Below are 14744 nucleotides of genomic sequence, written 5' to 3' on the forward strand. Positions count from 1 at the left end.
AAGCGCCATGACAAGCAAGAATCGAGTCGCCGAGGCGAATGTCAAGTATTTGGCGGATGAGGTCAGGCAAGCCGTGCCGGTTGGGGGCTTGTATCCGCCAGGGTATAAACAGACAGAAGTGGGGGTGATTCCGGAGGATTGGGATTGCTGTGCGATAGGAGATTTTAATCCGTTTGTAACAAGTGGTTCACGAGGCTGGGCTTCATTTTATGCCTCACATGGAAATATTTTCGTTAGGATTACCAACATGTCGCGTGAGTCTATCTATTTAGATTTGATTGAGACAAAGTTTGTTTTATTGCCCCATCAATCGTCGGAAGGTAAAAGAACTTCACTTGAGAATGGCGATATTCTTATATCCATTACCGCAGATATTGGTATTTGCAGTTATGTGGACGTTCGGTTGGAAAAGCCTGCTTTTATTAATCAGCACGTTGCACTTGTTCGTTTTGATAAAAACGAAATAGATTCAAAATATGTAGCTTACTTTTTATCTTCCGAGAATGTTCAAAAACTATTTAAAGGAGCTGCTGATCAAGGCGCGAAAGCAGGAATGAATCTTGATGCAGTGCGGAAGATAAAAACTGCAATTCCATCAAAGTTAGAACAAACCGCCATCGCCAATGTCCTGTCCAATGTCGATGCGCTGATTCACTCACTGGAAAAACTGATCGCCAAAAAGCAGGCCATCAAAACCGCCGCCATGCAGCAACTCCTTACCGGCCGCACCCGCCTGCCCCAATTTGCCCTGCGTGAAGATGGTACGCGGAAGGGTTATATGCAAAGTGAGCTGGGGGAAATTCCGGAGGATTGGGACTGTATACACTTCGGTAATTTATTTGAGGATACTCTCACGAGAAAAATACTCAAAGCATCTGATACTGTTTCTTTCGTAGGAATGCAAGATGTGACAGAAAATGCTCAGCTATCTAACACCTCATTGATTAAATTTAGTGATATTAAGAGTGGTTTTACTTACTTTGAAAAGGGTGATGTTCTAGTCGCGAAAATAACACCATGTTTTGAAAATGGTAAAGGCTGTCATACTGATTCATTACCTACCGAAGTAGGATATGGAAGCACAGAGTTCCATGTTTTTAGGGCTAAAGAAAATTCTGATGCACGATTTATTTATTTCTGGACTACTCGTAACAACTTTAGAATTACACTTGAGTCTGAGATGGTTGGAAGTGCTGGTCATAGACGAGTTCCTTTTAGTGCAATTCAAAAATATCTAATACCAAGTCCGAAAAACAAAGAAGAACAAACCGCCATCGCCACCATCCTCTCCGACATGGAGGCCGAAATCCAAACCTTGCAAAAACGCCTCGCCAAAACCCGTCAAACCAAACAAGGCATGATGCAGGAATTGCTCACCGGGAGAATCCGGCTGATATGAACAAATACTCGCTCGGCGGTTCGCAAACCACCTATCAACCGGGTTCCAATAATCGGGTATTGCTGAATAAACTGGGTATTACCGATCCAGAAGAGATGGATGAGGTTGAGTTGTTGTTATTGCAGCAATTGTATGATCGGGTATTGATTCAGCAGTTGTATGAAGGTGTCATAACGGTCGAGCATCTCAAGACATGGCACCGTCAGTGGCTTTTTCCAATCTACGATTGGGCTGGCGAAGAACGTTCGGTCAACATGGGCAAAAACGGCTTTCAATTTGCTGCGGCGACGCAAATTCCATATTTGAATCTTCTGGATAGAGATTATCTGTCCAGACTGACGCCTTGCCAGGCGTTATCGGATGACGAGCTGATCAGGCTATGGCTATCATCCATGTTGAGCTTATTCTTGCGCATCCATTCCGCGAAGGTAACGGAAGGCTGGCGCGTCTATTAGCCGACATCATGGCTGTACAGGCAGGTTACGGCACTTTGGATTACACGTCTTGGGATAATAACCGGGAGGATTATTTTACGGCTATTCAGCAAGGATTAGCTTGCAATTACCAGCCAATGATGAATTGGATCGAGCGCGCCTTTAATGAGACTGAAGCCGATTAAGAGGCCAGTTTTAAATGACGGTATTTTTTGCTGGCTACCTTGAGTTTGGCTTCAATAACAGCTATCGGCTGCCCTGTTTCGATGGCGGTGGAGCTAGCGATTGAACGAATGATCATGGATTTGCTGACCGTGGGGGCTTTATTTTTAGGACGTTTGATGTTCATGGTCTGCTTAAATCTTTGCAAAATTAAACTGCTTGAAATCATAGCACGAGAAACAATTATCTTTTATTTTTTAATCCGACTTTGCTGACCGCACAATGTTAAAAACGGAGTTGCTGGAAATTGTAGTTAATGGCGAGAATTCGGGCATCGAGTTCAAGCGTGATGATATTCGACCCGAGCAACTGGCCAAGGAAATCGTGGCGATGGCGAATTTTCAGGGTGGCAAGGTGTTATTAGGCATTGAGGATGATGGTGCCATCAGCGGAATTCAACGGCCCAATCTGGAAGAATGGCTGATGAATGTGATGCAAGAAAAAATTCATCCGTTGATTTTGCCGTTCTACGAAGAAATTAAACTGGACGGAGGGAAAACCGTCGCGGTAATCAGCTTTCCGCAAGGCATATCAAAACCCTATGTGCTCAAGGATCGCGGCAAGGAAGAGATTTATATCCGTGTCGGCTCCACTTCGCGGCTGGCCACGCGCGAACAGCAGATGCGCCTGTTCGAACTGGGCGGCATGTTGCATACCGAACTGATGCCGGTGCCGCGCACCGATATGCAATGTCTGGACGAAGCGCGGCTGAACAATTATTTGAAAGACATAATCCGCGATCCGGATATGCCGCATTCCGAATCGGAATGGCAACAGCGTTTATTGGGACTGGGTTTTTTAACCGATGCGGGCGGTGTAGCGAGTTGTACCATTGCCGGCTTGGTGCTGTTTGGCAAACAGCCGCGTCGGTACTTTAAACAGGCAGGTTTGCGGGTGTTCGCGTTCGATAACGCGGAAAAAGAATATCAGGCTCAGTTGGATGAAATTTTAGATGGCCCCATGGTTGGCCGGTGGGATGTGACGCCTTCGGGCAAGCATTTGATCGATGGCGGCATTATCGAGCGTTTCATGTCGGCGATTCAGCCGTTTATCAGCGAGCAATCGTCAACTATTGATGCCGGTTTACGCCGGGAGACTCAGTGGTTTTATCCGCTGGAAGCCATCCGGGAAGTCTTGATCAACGCCTTGGCGCACCGGGACTGGACGCGCTTCGTCGAAATCGAAGTCGGTTCCTATGTTGACCGCTTCGAAGTAATCAGTCCCGGCTCGCTGCCCAATTCGATGACGATCGAAAAAATGAAGGCCGGTCAGCGTTCGCCGCGCAATATCCTCATCATGGAAGTATTGCGCGACTACGGTTACGTCGATTACCGAGGCATGGGCGTCAGAACCAAAATCGTGCCTTTGACCCGCGCTTTGACCGGTAAGGAGCCCGAATTCGTGGCAACGGCTGATTATCTGAAAACCACTTTGTACCGTTAGCTAAAAGGAGTTTACTTTGAGTCAGGTCGGCCAGCGCGAACGCACCACGCAAAACCGCATCGTCGAATTTTTTCAGCATCAGCTGGGCTACCGTTATTTGGGGAACCGGCACGATCGCGAAGACAACAAAAACATCGAAGTCGATTTGCTCACGGCTTGGCTGAAAAAACGCGGCGTCGGTGAGGCGTTGATCGTTCGGGCCGTTCGCCAACTGGATGCGGCCGCAGCGCTAGGCGAAGGCAAGAAACTTTATTACGCCAACAAAGAGGTGTATCGCCTGCTGCGCTACGGTGTCAAAGACAAGGAAGGCGCGGGCGAGCAGAACCAAACCGTCTGGCTGATCGATTGGAAGCACCCGGAAGCCAACGATTTTGCGCTTGCCGAAGAGGTATCCATCAAGGGCGAAAGTAAAAAGCGCCCGGATATCGTGTTGTATGTCAATGGCATCGCGTTGGGCGTGATCGAATTGAAGCGCTCTTCGGTATCGGTTTCCGAAGGCATCCGGCAGAATCTGGATAACCAGAAGAAGGATTTCATCCGCAATTTCTTCACCACGATGCAACTGGTCATGGCCGGTAACGATACCCAGGGCTTGCGTTACGGCACGATCGAAACGCCGGAAAAGTATTATCTGGAATGGAAGGAAAATAATGTAGATTGGATTGAGCAAAGCGAAGCCCAGCAAAATCAAACCGTTGGGCTTCATTGCATTCAGCCCAACCTACACAAGCTGGATTTTCATCTCAGCCGCATCTGCAACAAATCGCGTTTCTTGCAGATCATTCACGATTTCATCGTGTTCGATGCCGGCGTGAAAAAAACTTGCCGCCATAACCAGTTTTTCGGCATCGAAGCCGCCAGGCAACACGTTGCCCGCCGCGAAGGCGGCATCATCTGGCACACGCAAGGTTCCGGCAAAAGCCTGACCATGGTGTGGCTGGCCAAGTGGATTCGGGAGAACGCCCGGGATAGCCGGGTATTGATCGTAACCGACCGCACCGAGCTGGACGAGCAGATCGAAAAAGTCTTTACCGGCGTCGAAGAAGAAATTTACCGGAGCAAAAGCGGCGCGTATCTGATCGCTACGCTGAATCAGGCCACTCCCTGGCTGATTTGTTCGCTGGTGCATAAATTCGGCCGGCAATCCGACAGCGAAGACGATACCGCCGCGGATGCTTTTATCGAGGAGTTGAAACAGGCGTTACCCAAGGATTTCAACGCCAAAGGCGATTTGTTCGTGTTTGTAGACGAGTGTCATCGTACCCAATCCGGCAAGCTGCACGAGGCGATGAAATCGATTCTGCCGGCGGCGATGTTTATCGGCTTTACCGGCACGCCGCTGATGAAAAAGGACAAGAAGAAGTCGGTGGAGGTGTTCGGCCCTTACATTCACACTTACAAATTCGATGAAGCCGTGGCCGATGGCGTGGTGCTGGATTTGCGTTACGAGGCGCGCGACATCGATCAGCACATTACCTCGCAGAAAAAAATCGACGAATGGTTCGAGGCCAAAACGCGCGGTTTGTCGAATATCGCCAAAACCCAGCTCAAACAGAAATGGGGCACCCTGCAGAAGGTACTGTCCAGCAAGTCGCGCTTGCAACAGATCGTCAACGACATCCTACTGGATATGGACACCAAACCCCGACTGATGGACGGCTACGGCAACGCCATGTTGGTTTGCGCCAGCGTCTACCAGGCTTGCAAGGCTTATGAAATGTTCAGCCAATCGGATTTAGCCGGCAAGGTGGCGATTGTGACCAGTTTCCAGCCTACCTCTGCTGCGATCAAAGGCGAGGAAACCGGCGAGGGGCTGACCGAAAAACTGTTCAAATACGACATTTACCGGAAAATGCTGGCGGATTACTTCGAACAGCCGGAAGACGAAGCGGCCAAGCGGGTCGAAGCGTTCGAGAAGGACGTCAAAAAGCGCTTTATCGACGAACCCGGACAAATGCGCTTGTTGATCGTGGTCGATAAACTGTTGACCGGATTCGACGCACCGTCGGCGACCTACTTGTACATCGACAAGCAAATGGCCGATCACAATCTGTTTCAGGCCATTTGTCGGGTGAACCGGCTGGACGGCGATGACAAGGAATACGGTTACATCATCGATTACAAGGATTTGTTTCGTTCACTGGACAAGGCGATTACCGACTATACCCAAGGCGCGTTCGAAGGCTACGACAAGGAAGACGTGGCGGGTTTGTTGAAAGACCGGCTGGAACAAGCTCGACTGGATTTGGAAATTGCGCTGGAAATGGTTCGGGCGCTGTGCGAGCCGGTCAAGGCGCCGCGCAATACCCAAGATTACATCCATTATTTCTGCGGCGAATCGGGGTCGAACCGGGATGCGCTCAGCGAGAAAGAAGCGCTGCGTCTGACGTTGTACCAAAATGTCGCCAAATTATTGCGCGCCTTCGCCAATATCGCCAACGAGATGCCGGAAGCGGGATTTTCCAGTACGGAAACCGAGAAAGTTCGCTCGGAAGTCGCTCATTATGAAAAAGTACGCGACGAAGTGAAACTGGCCAGCGGCGACTTGCTGGATATGAAACGTTTCGAGCCCGCCATGCGCCATTTGTTGGACATGTATATCCGCGCCGACGACAGCGAACCACTGATGGATTTCGAGGAACTCGGGCTCATCAAACTGATCGTCGAGAAAGGCGTTGATGCGGCCGAATCCCTGCCCGAAAGCATCCGCGGCAATCAGGAAGCGATGTCGGAAACCATCGAAAACAACGTGCGCCGAACCATCGTCGATGAAAATCCGGTCAATCCCAAGTATTACGAGCACATGTCGGTATTGCTGGATGAATTGATCGCGTTGCGCCGGCAAAAGGCGATCGAGTATCAGGAATACCTTGAGCGCATTCGTGAGTTATCCCGAAAAGTGATTCGTCCCGAACAAACGGGCTCAAATTATCCGGCTTCGATGGATACAAAAGCCAAGCGCGCTTTTTACGACAACTTTGGCAACGACGAGATGCTGACGACCAAAATCGACAACGCCATTCGTTATACAAAAAAAGCCGACTGGGTGGGCGACCGCTTCAAGGAGCGGGAAATCGCCAATGCAGTACGGCAGGAAACCGCCGGTTACGACGTGGATGTTCAGAAAGTGATGGAACTGGCCAAGGCACAGAAGGACTATCACTGATGCCGTTGATCCGGATTGGCGAGTTATCGCTGCAACTGAATCGCAAGGCGATTAAGAACCTGCATATCAGCGTATTGCCGCCCGATGGCCGCGTGCGGGTGTCCGCGCCGGAACACATGACCGATACGGCGATTCGCATGGCCGTGGTGAGCCGCATTCCCTGGATCAAAAAGCAACAGCGCGAGTTTGCCAGTCAACCCAGACAGTCCGAACGGGCTTTGGTCAGCGGCGAATGCCATTACTTCCGGGGCAAGCGTTACCGTTTGAATGTCATGGAACGGGCCGGCCGCCATGAGGTCAAGGTAGCGGGCGGCAGAATTCACCTGTTCGTTAATCCGGGCACCTCGGTTGAAAACAGAGCCCTTGTGCTGACGGAATTTTATCGAACTCAACTCAAAGCCCATATTGAAAAACTCGTCACCGATTGGCAATGCCGCATCGGTGTCGAAGCGGCCGATTGGAACATTAAGAAGATGAAAACCAAATGGGGTAGCTGTAATACGCGGGCTAAACGCATCTGGTTGAATCTGGAGTTAGCCAAAAAACCGCCCGAGTGCGTGGAGTATATTCTGGTTCATGAACTGGTCCACTTGCTCGAACGCAATCACAACGAACGTTTTCGGGCGCACATGGACAAACTCATGCCCAATTGGCGGGAAAGGCGGGATCTTTTGAATAAACTGCCGTTGGCGTTTGAGAATTGGTTATATTGAAAGGAGTTCTGAATAAGTACCTCTGCCTCCGGGCACAGGCACCTCCACCCGGTGTTGAACGTGCCTGGCGTAGGATGGGTAGAGCGCCAGCGAAACCCATCAAGCCCTCGTCCGCTTGCGAACGAGCGCCTCGACGGTCTGAGCTCCGAACCTAATCAGATCCGGTCCCACATCGGAGTCTCCGGCGATGGGTTTCGCTACGCTCTGCTCATCCTGCGACCTCGATGCTTGACAAGACGGGAAGTTGTGTAGATAGCTATGCCACGAGAAGGCAGTATGAGGAAATCTCTCATCGATTTTTTCCCTCTCCAAGGACCTCTCCCACGGGAGAGGGAGTTTTCCAGACCTACAAAAATACATCGGGACTGTTCCCAAGCGTGCCGTTACCTACCCTACGTTCGATGCCTCATTTCCGCAAACTTGACCGTAGCAAGTTACTCCTGCTCTCCGGTCTGCTGCCATTCGCCTTCCCCGCCGCAGCGATCGAGGAGGTCGCGCTGGACATCGGCTCGCTGAGCGCACAGGGCTGGAAACTCGAAAACGTCCGACTTGCCCTCGAAGGCATCCCGAACTCTCGCCAGCAGTTGGCCCTAACGATCGGAAAGCTGGCCCTGCCGAAACCGTTCGACGACCTGCAACTGGCCGACATCCGCTGCACCGCGTTCAAATGGAACGACCGTCAAACCGTCTGCGAACAGGGCCGCGCCAGGATCGGCTCGAAGCGCTGGCGTTCACCGAAGGCTGCGTTTTCGTTCCGGCTCGGCGAGAAATCGAGTAGCGCGGCCGTGACCGGCCTCCGGCTATCCGGCGGCATCCTTAACGCCGAAATGACCGAACGGGCGATGCGTTGGCAGGTCAGGCTGGCCGGCGAAAAACTCGACGGTGAGCTGCTGCGGAAGCTGTTCGGCTTCAGCCCGGTCGAGATCAAAAACGGCGAGTTGGATTTCGAGCTTCTGGCCTCCGGAATCAAAGGCAAAATCGGCGACATCGCCCTGAGCGTCCGGCTTCATGACCTTTCCCTGCAAACCCCGGACGGCAAAGCCGCGACCGAAGCACTGTCCGCAAACGCGAAAATCCATGCCAGCCACGAAGGAGAGCGCTGGCACTGGCAAATCTCCCCGCAGCTCACCGGCGGCGCGCTGTACCTGGAACCCGTCTATCTCGAAGCAGGCAAGGAAGCGATCAAATTCACCGGACAAGGAAGTTGGGACCCCGCCCGGCGATGCGTCGACATCGCCTCGTTCGTTTTCGAACATACCGGAACCGCGGCCGTAAGCGGCAACGCCTCGATCGAAACCGGCGCCCCGGTGAAACTGGCCCGTGCCGCCTTAACCGTACAATCGGAGGATTTGGCGCGCTTCTCGGCGGTCTATCTGAAACCTTTCGCCGAACAGACCGCTTTCGAGAGCCTCTCGCTGGAAGGCCGGGCGAAAGCGGAACTGACCTTGGCCGAACAAGCCCTGACGCATCTGGCGTTAAACTTCGCCAGGCTTGCGGTACACGACGAAAGCGGCCGGGTCGCCGCCGAAGGCGGAGCAGGCTCGATTTACTGGTCGAAAGCTCCCGACGCGGCCGTCCCGTCGGCGCTGAGCTGGCAAAAACTGTCGCTGTATTCGCTTCCGATCGGTCCTGCCCGGCTGCCCTTCTCGGCGCGCGCCGACCGGATCGAACTGCTGAAAAAAACCCGCCTGCCCTTTCTCGGCGGCACCATCGCGCTGAACCGGTTCACTTTGCAAAGCCGCCCCGAACAGGAACCCGACGTCTATTTCGAAGGGCGCCTGAACGATATCTCGCTCGAACAACTGACCGGCGCCTTGCATTGGACGCCGCTGTCGGGCACGGTCAGCGGCAGGATACCCGGCGTCGAATACCGGGACAAGACGCTGAAACTGAAAGGCGAACTGAACGTCAAAGTCTTCGACGGCAACATCAGAATCGCCAATCTGGCTTCTTCCGGACTGTTCAGCGACTTCCCGAGGCTCTCCGCCGAGATCGAACTGGACCGCCTGGACCTCGACCGGATCACCCGCAAATTCGAGTTCGGCGGGATAACCGGCAGATTGTCCGGATTCGTCAAGAATCTGCAGCTCGAAAACTGGCGGCCGGTCGGCTTTTATGCCTGGTTCGGCACGCCGGAAGACGACGACTCAACGCACCGGATCAGCCAGAAAGCGGTCCGGAATATCGCGAACATCGGCGGAGGCGGCGCGGCCGACCTGCTGTCGCGCAGTTTCCTGCGCTTTTTCGATACCTTCGGCTACGACAAGATCGGCCTCGGCTGCTACCTGCACGCCGGCGTCTGCCAGATGATGGGCATCGAGGCCGCCGAAAACGACGGCTACCGGATCATCAAGGGCGGCGGCCTGCCGAGAATCGACGTGATCGGGTATAATCCACGGGTTGACTGGACCGTGTTGATGGAGCGCCTGCAACGCATCACCGCATCGGACGAAGTCATTATCAAATAATTCAGGTGAAATCGATGAGAAAACTTTCCCTTCTGAGCGCGCTGCTGCTTTCCGCCTGCGTCACGATCAACATTTATTTTCCGGCCGCGGCCGCCGAAAAAGCGGCCGATGAAATCATCCAGGACATTCAGAACGCGGTGCCGCCGAAGCCGCAATCGAGATCCGGCCAAGATGACGAACACGCGGCTCTCTTCCGCTGGATCGACAGGGCCATCGGCACAGTCATAACTTCCGCCAAGGCGGCCGAGGCCGATCTTTCGATCGACAGCCCCGACATCCGGAAGCTGCGCGCGTCGATGGAAAAGCGCTTCGCCTCGCTGCAGCCGAACTATGCGGCCGGCTACATCGGCATCAAGGCGGACGGCTCTTTGACGGTCCGGGAAGGCGCCAATATCCCGTTAAAAGACCGCAATCAGGTCACCAAACTGGTCGCGGCCGAAAACCAGGACCGGCAGCGCCTGTACCAAGCAATCGCGAACGCGAACGGCCATCCCGAATGGCTGGACCAGATCAAGGCGACCTTCGCCGCGCGCTGGATCGGCAACGCCCAGTCCGGCTGGTGGGTTCAGTCCTCGAACGGAAGCTGGAAACAGAAATAACAGATGGCGGGAAACAGAGCGAGAAAGAAAACCCTGCCGGAAACGCCGGTTAGAACCACGATCGAATCGCTCGCCCATGACGGGCGCGGCGTTTCGCATGTGGACGGCAAGGCCGTGTTCATCGACGAGGCCCTGCCCGGCGAGGAAGTCGAATTCGTCTACACCGAAATGCGCCGCGATTTCGCCGAAGGCAGGGTCGTGAATCTGATCACCCGCAATCGGGCGCGCAGCGAGGCGCTCTGCCCGCATTACGGGGTCTGCGGCGGCTGCAGCTTTCAGCATGTCGAAGCGGCCGAACAGATCCACATCAAAGAGGATTTGCTGAAAGAGCAGTTCAAACGCATCGGCAAGGTCGCCGCCCCCGAACTCTGGCCGCCGTTGACCGGCCCGCACTGGGGCTACCGGCGCAAGGCGCGCATGGGCGTCAAATATGTCGCGAAGAAAAGCCGGACGCTGGTCGGCTTCCGCGAACGCCGCCATCCTTACCTGGCCGAAATCGACAGCTGCCGGGTGATGCACCCGGTTGTCGGCGAGAAACTGATCGATCTGTCCGAGCTGATCTCGGGCCTCAGCATCCGCGAAAAAATTCCGCAGATCGAAGTCGCGATCGGCGACGAGCAATGCGTGCTCGCCGTGCGTGTAATGGAACCGCCGACCGAGACCGACAAAGAAAAGATGCGCGTCTTCGCGCACGAACACGGCGTGTCGATCTGCCTGCAGCCGAAAGGCCCCGATTCGATCGTGCCGCTGGACGGCGAGCCGGAAGTGATTCCGACCTACGCCCTGCCCGAGCAGGCGATCGAATTCAAATTCCGGCCGGCGATGTTCACCCAGGTCAACTACGAGATCAACCGGCAGATGATCAACCGGGTGCTCGAAACGCTGGAACTGAACGAATACGATACGGTGCTGGACCTATTCTGCGGCCTCGGCAACTTTACGCTGCCGATGGCGCGTTACGCCGGCCGCGTGGTCGGCGTCGAAGGCGACCAGCCGCTGGTGGACCATGCGAAAGAGAACGCCAGGCACAACAAGATCGAGAATGTCGAATTCTACGCGGCTGACCTCAGCAAGGATGTCTCTGACCAGCCCTGGTTCAATCGTAAATACAACAAGATCATGCTCGACCCGTCGCGGGCCGGCGCGTCGGAAGTGCTGAAATATTTCAAGAAATGGCAACCGGAGCGGATCGTCTACGTCTCCTGCAATCCTTCCACCCTGGCGCGCGATGCGGGCATCCTGGTCAACGAGCTCGGCTACAAGCTGGCCAAAGCCGGGGTGATGGACATGTTCCCGCAGACCGGGCATGTCGAATCGATGGCGCTGTTCGTCAAATAAAGGCTGTCGAATCATGGCCGACACCTACCTCGACGTTTCGATCGCCAACCAGCGTCTGGCATTGATCGAAAACGGACAAACCGTCAAAACCTATCCGGTTTCGACCGCGAAAAACGGCCCCGGCGAACGGCAAGGCAGCGAATGCACGCCGCGCGGCTGGCATCGGGTGCGCGCGAAAATCGGCGGGGACCAGCCGGTCTTCACCGTCTTCAAGAGCCGCCGCCCGACCGGCGAAATCTACAACCCGGAACTCGGCCGCCTGTATCCGGAACGCGACTGGATCCTGACCCGAATCCTGTGGCTCGGCGGTCTGGAACCTGGATTTAACCGCTATGGCAATGTCGACAGCGCCTGGCGCTACATCTACATCCACGGCACGCCGGACGAAGGGATGCAGAGCCCGCCCGCATCGCACGGCTGCATCCGGATGTTCAACGCCGATGTGCTGGAATTGTTCGACCGCCTCGAAGCCGGCGTCAGGATTTACATTCATGAAGATTAGAATGGCCTTTCCGGCAACCCGCGTAGGGTACGCTGCGCGTACCTTTTCTCCCAAGGCCCGAACCGATACTACCGGATTCGGTACGCGCAGCGTACCCTATGCCTTGACGTCCGCCCTATGACCCGCATCGTCCTCGGCATCGAATACGACGGCAGCGCCTTTTCCGGCTGGCAATTCCAGGCCGAACGACGCAGCATCCAGGCCGAACTCGAACGGGCGCTGGCAAAAGTCGCGAATCATCCCGTCACTGTGATCTGCGCGGGACGCACCGACGCCGGCGTGCATGCACTCGAACAGGTCGTGCATTTCGACACGGCCGCCGAGCGGGAACCCTACTCCTGGGTGATGGGCGGCAATACCCATCTACCCGACGACGTACGGATTCTCTGGGCCAAACCGGCAGTCGGCGACTTTCACGCGCGCTATAGCGCGATCGCCCGCTTTTACCGCTACATCATCCTGAACCGACCGGTCAAATCGGCGCTAATGCCCACGCAAACGACCTGGTGCTATGCGCCGCTCGATGCGGACCAAATGCATCAGGCCGCCCGATGCCTGATCGGCCATCACGACTTTTCCTCGTTCCGGGCGCAGGGCTGCCAGTCCAAGAGCCCGTTCCGGCAGGTGCATTTCGTCGACGTGACCCGCGAAGGCGATAAAGTGATCATGGATATCGCCGCGAACGCGTTCCTGCACCACATGGTCCGCAATATCGCCGGCAGCCTGATCGCGGTCGGCGCGGGCAAACAGCCGGCCGACTGGATTCGGGAACTGCTGGCGGCCAAAAAGCGCGCGCTCGCCGGCATCACCGCCCCGCCTCACGGCCTGTACCTGGGCGGCGTGTTTTACCCCGAATGCTACCGGCTCGCCAATCACCCCGTTTTCGCCAAACTGCCGGCCGATGCTTGCCGACACCAGGATTAAGGGCCGTAGATACTGTTATCCACATCAAGCGTTATGAAGAGCAGCATTGTAGGGCGTTTTCGCGATAGCAAAACGCCACCAGGCCTCAAAGCGATGGCGGATTGCCTGGCGGCGAATCCGCCCTACAAAAGCTGTTATCCACGTCAAGCGTTATGAAGAGCAGCATTGTAGGGCGTTTTCGCGATAGCAAAACGCCACCAGGCCTCAAAGCAATGGCGGATTGCCTGGCGGCAAATCCGCCCTACAAGAGCTGAACTTAGCGTTAAATCATCTTCTCTACTAAAGTATTTATCCTGATTAAAATACTGCTCGTCAATGAGGAGCTAAACTACACGGATCAGGCCATGACCGAACACTTCGAATTCCCGACCCTAAAAAATGAATTACATTGCGCTAACCATGCTGATGGGCGACCGCGGAAAGTATCTCGGCATCGTGATGGGGCTGACCTTCGCCTCGCTGATCATGACCCAGCAGCCCGCCATCTTTCTCGGCCTGATGACCCGGTCGTACAGCTTCATTTCCGACGTCGGCCTGCCCGACATCTGGGTGATGGACCCGAAGGTGCAGTTCATCGACGACATCAAGCCGATGCAGGACACCGAACTGTACCGGGTGCGCGGCGTGTCCGGCGTCGCCTGGGCGGTGCCTTTGTACAAGGGGCTGATCAAGGCGCGCCTTTACGACGGGACTTTTCAAACCTGCAACCTGATCGGCCTGGACGATGCCACCCTGATCGGCGGCCCGCCGGTGATGCTGACAGGAAGATTGGAAGACCTGCGCCGCAGCGACGGTATCATCGTCGACATCGAGGGCGCGACCACCAAACTGGCCAAAGCGCCGGCGCAAGACGGAAAACCCGTGCCACTGACGATCGGCGACACGCTCGAACTGAACGACCGGCGCGCGATCGTGGTCGGGATCGCCAAGACGACGCGCACTTTCCAGTCCCAGCCTGTCCTCTATACGACCTACAACCGTGCGCTGCAGTATGCGCCGCGGGAGCGCAAACTGCTGTCGTTCGTGCTGGTCAAGGCCAAACCGGGCCAAAACATCGGCGAACTCACCCGCCGCATCCGCGAATCGACCGGCCTGGCCGCCTATACCCAGCGAGAGTTCCAGACGCTCACCTACGATTATTTCATGAAAAACACCGGGATCCCGATCAACTTCGGCATTTCGGTCGCACTCGGCTTCATCGTCGGCGCGGCGATCGCAGGCCAGACCTTTTATAACTTCACGCTGGAAAACCTCCGGCAGTTCGGCGTGCTCAAAGCGATGGGCGCGAGCAACGGCGTGCTGCTCAGAATGATCCTGCTGCAGGCGCTGCTGGTCGGCAGCATCGGCTACGGGATGGGCGTCGGCCTGACCGCCCTGTTCGGGTTTGTGATGCGCAATACGATTCTGGCGTTCAAGTTTCCCTGGCAATTGCTCATGTTCAGCGGCGCGGGCATAACTTTGATCTGCATGTTCGCCGCCCTGCTGAGCATCCGCAAAGTGATCAAGCTGGAACCGGCGGTCGTGTTCAAAGGATGA

The 14744-nt window shown here is 55.1% G+C and carries 13 protein-coding genes; 12 read left to right on the forward strand and 1 reads right to left on the reverse strand.

The genetic code is table 11. The features are described 5' to 3' along the window. Positions 1–7 precede the first annotated feature (7 nt). The 3 genes from METAL_RS15120 to METAL_RS21110 are packed head-to-tail and all read left to right on the forward strand — an operon-like array spanning position 8 to position 2018. Positions 8–1399, forward strand: coding sequence for a restriction endonuclease subunit S (locus METAL_RS15120; RefSeq protein ID WP_005373643.1), 1392 nt, complete (start codon positions 8–10; stop codon positions 1397–1399). Further along, positions 1396–1854 carry a hypothetical protein gene (locus METAL_RS15125; RefSeq protein WP_213069398.1) on the forward strand — a complete coding sequence of 153 codons (459 nt, stop codon included), beginning with the start codon at positions 1396–1398 and terminating at the stop codon, positions 1852–1854. Before METAL_RS15120 ends, METAL_RS15125 begins: the two co-directional genes overlap by 4 nt. Then, positions 1779–2018, forward strand: a complete 240-nt coding sequence (locus METAL_RS21110; RefSeq protein ID WP_213069399.1) for a Fic family protein — start codon at positions 1779–1781, stop codon at positions 2016–2018. Before METAL_RS15125 ends, METAL_RS21110 begins: the two co-directional genes overlap by 76 nt. Here the strand turns inward: METAL_RS21110 and METAL_RS21115 are convergent. Next, on the reverse strand, positions 2015–2182 hold the full coding sequence (locus METAL_RS21115; protein WP_169740941.1) for a hypothetical protein: 168 nt from the start codon (positions 2180–2182) through the stop codon (positions 2015–2017). The genes METAL_RS21110 and METAL_RS21115 overlap by 4 nt on opposite strands. 95 nt (positions 2183–2277) lie before the next feature. On the opposite strand from METAL_RS21115, the gene METAL_RS15130 reads away from it, so the two are divergent. The 9 genes from METAL_RS15130 (at position 2278) to METAL_RS15175 (ending at position 14744) form a co-directional block, all read left to right on the forward strand. After that, complete coding sequence (locus METAL_RS15130) at positions 2278–3498, forward strand: RNA-binding domain-containing protein (protein WP_005373650.1); 1221 nt, start codon at positions 2278–2280, stop codon at positions 3496–3498. A 16-nt stretch (positions 3499–3514) separates the two neighbouring features. Further along, positions 3515–6664, forward strand: coding sequence for a type I restriction endonuclease subunit R (locus METAL_RS15135; RefSeq protein ID WP_005373652.1), 3150 nt, complete (start codon positions 3515–3517; stop codon positions 6662–6664). Beyond that, positions 6664–7377 (forward strand): M48 family metallopeptidase, encoded by a 714-nt coding sequence (locus tag METAL_RS15140; protein ID WP_005373654.1) that lies wholly within the window; start codon positions 6664–6666, stop codon positions 7375–7377. The genes METAL_RS15135 and METAL_RS15140 overlap by 1 nt, the downstream gene beginning before the upstream one ends. Before the next feature lie 401 nt (positions 7378–7778). Further along, positions 7779–9845: an AsmA family protein gene (locus tag METAL_RS15150; protein WP_005373656.1), complete on the forward strand. Its 2067-nt coding sequence runs from the start codon at positions 7779–7781 to the stop codon at positions 9843–9845. 14 nt (positions 9846–9859) lie between these two features. Next, positions 9860–10444 (forward strand): YdbL family probable chaperone protein, encoded by a 585-nt coding sequence (locus tag METAL_RS15155; RefSeq protein WP_005373658.1) that lies wholly within the window; start codon positions 9860–9862, stop codon positions 10442–10444. Positions 10445–10447: 3 nt separating this feature from the next. Next, a complete protein-coding gene (gene rlmD, locus METAL_RS15160; protein WP_005373659.1) occupies positions 10448–11782 on the forward strand; it encodes a 23S rRNA (uracil(1939)-C(5))-methyltransferase RlmD in 1335 nt (444 codons plus the stop codon). 13 nt (positions 11783–11795) lie between these two features. Beyond that, a complete protein-coding gene (locus tag METAL_RS15165) occupies positions 11796–12284 on the forward strand; it encodes a L,D-transpeptidase (protein WP_005373661.1) in 489 nt (162 codons plus the stop codon). 117 nt (positions 12285–12401) lie between these two features. Beyond that, positions 12402–13208 carry a tRNA pseudouridine(38-40) synthase TruA gene (gene truA / locus METAL_RS15170; RefSeq protein WP_005373662.1) on the forward strand — a complete coding sequence of 269 codons (807 nt, stop codon included), beginning with the start codon at positions 12402–12404 and terminating at the stop codon, positions 13206–13208. A 378-nt stretch (positions 13209–13586) separates the two neighbouring features. Continuing rightward, positions 13587–14744 (forward strand): ABC transporter permease, encoded by a 1158-nt coding sequence (locus tag METAL_RS15175; protein WP_005373663.1) that lies wholly within the window; start codon positions 13587–13589, stop codon positions 14742–14744.

Source organism: Methylomicrobium album BG8 (assembly GCF_000214275.2).
Classification (GTDB): Bacteria; Pseudomonadota; Gammaproteobacteria; order Methylococcales; family Methylomonadaceae; genus Methylomicrobium; species Methylomicrobium agile.

Excerpts from the sequence above, each read along its gene's own strand:
- rlmD (WP_005373659.1), top strand. The coding sequence starts at position 10,448 with ATGGCGGGAAACAGAGCGAGAAAGAAAACCCTGCCGGAAACGCCGGTT.
- METAL_RS21115 (WP_169740941.1), bottom strand. The coding sequence starts at position 2,182 with ATGAACATCAAACGTCCTAAAAATAAAGCCCCCACGGTCAGCAAATCC.
- METAL_RS15150 (WP_005373656.1), top strand. The coding sequence starts at position 7,779 with ATGCCTCATTTCCGCAAACTTGACCGTAGCAAGTTACTCCTGCTCTCC.
- METAL_RS15140 (WP_005373654.1), top strand. The coding sequence starts at position 6,664 with ATGCCGTTGATCCGGATTGGCGAGTTATCGCTGCAACTGAATCGCAAG.
- METAL_RS15125 (WP_213069398.1), top strand. The coding sequence starts at position 1,396 with ATGAACAAATACTCGCTCGGCGGTTCGCAAACCACCTATCAACCGGGT.
- METAL_RS15175 (WP_005373663.1), top strand. The coding sequence starts at position 13,587 with ATGAATTACATTGCGCTAACCATGCTGATGGGCGACCGCGGAAAGTAT.
- METAL_RS15155 (WP_005373658.1), top strand. The coding sequence starts at position 9,860 with ATGAGAAAACTTTCCCTTCTGAGCGCGCTGCTGCTTTCCGCCTGCGTC.
- METAL_RS15130 (WP_005373650.1), top strand. The coding sequence starts at position 2,278 with ATGTTAAAAACGGAGTTGCTGGAAATTGTAGTTAATGGCGAGAATTCG.
- METAL_RS21110 (WP_213069399.1), top strand. The coding sequence starts at position 1,779 with ATGGCTATCATCCATGTTGAGCTTATTCTTGCGCATCCATTCCGCGAA.
- METAL_RS15165 (WP_005373661.1), top strand. The coding sequence starts at position 11,796 with ATGGCCGACACCTACCTCGACGTTTCGATCGCCAACCAGCGTCTGGCA.
- truA (WP_005373662.1), top strand. The coding sequence starts at position 12,402 with ATGACCCGCATCGTCCTCGGCATCGAATACGACGGCAGCGCCTTTTCC.
- METAL_RS15120 (WP_005373643.1), top strand. The coding sequence starts at position 8 with ATGACAAGCAAGAATCGAGTCGCCGAGGCGAATGTCAAGTATTTGGCG.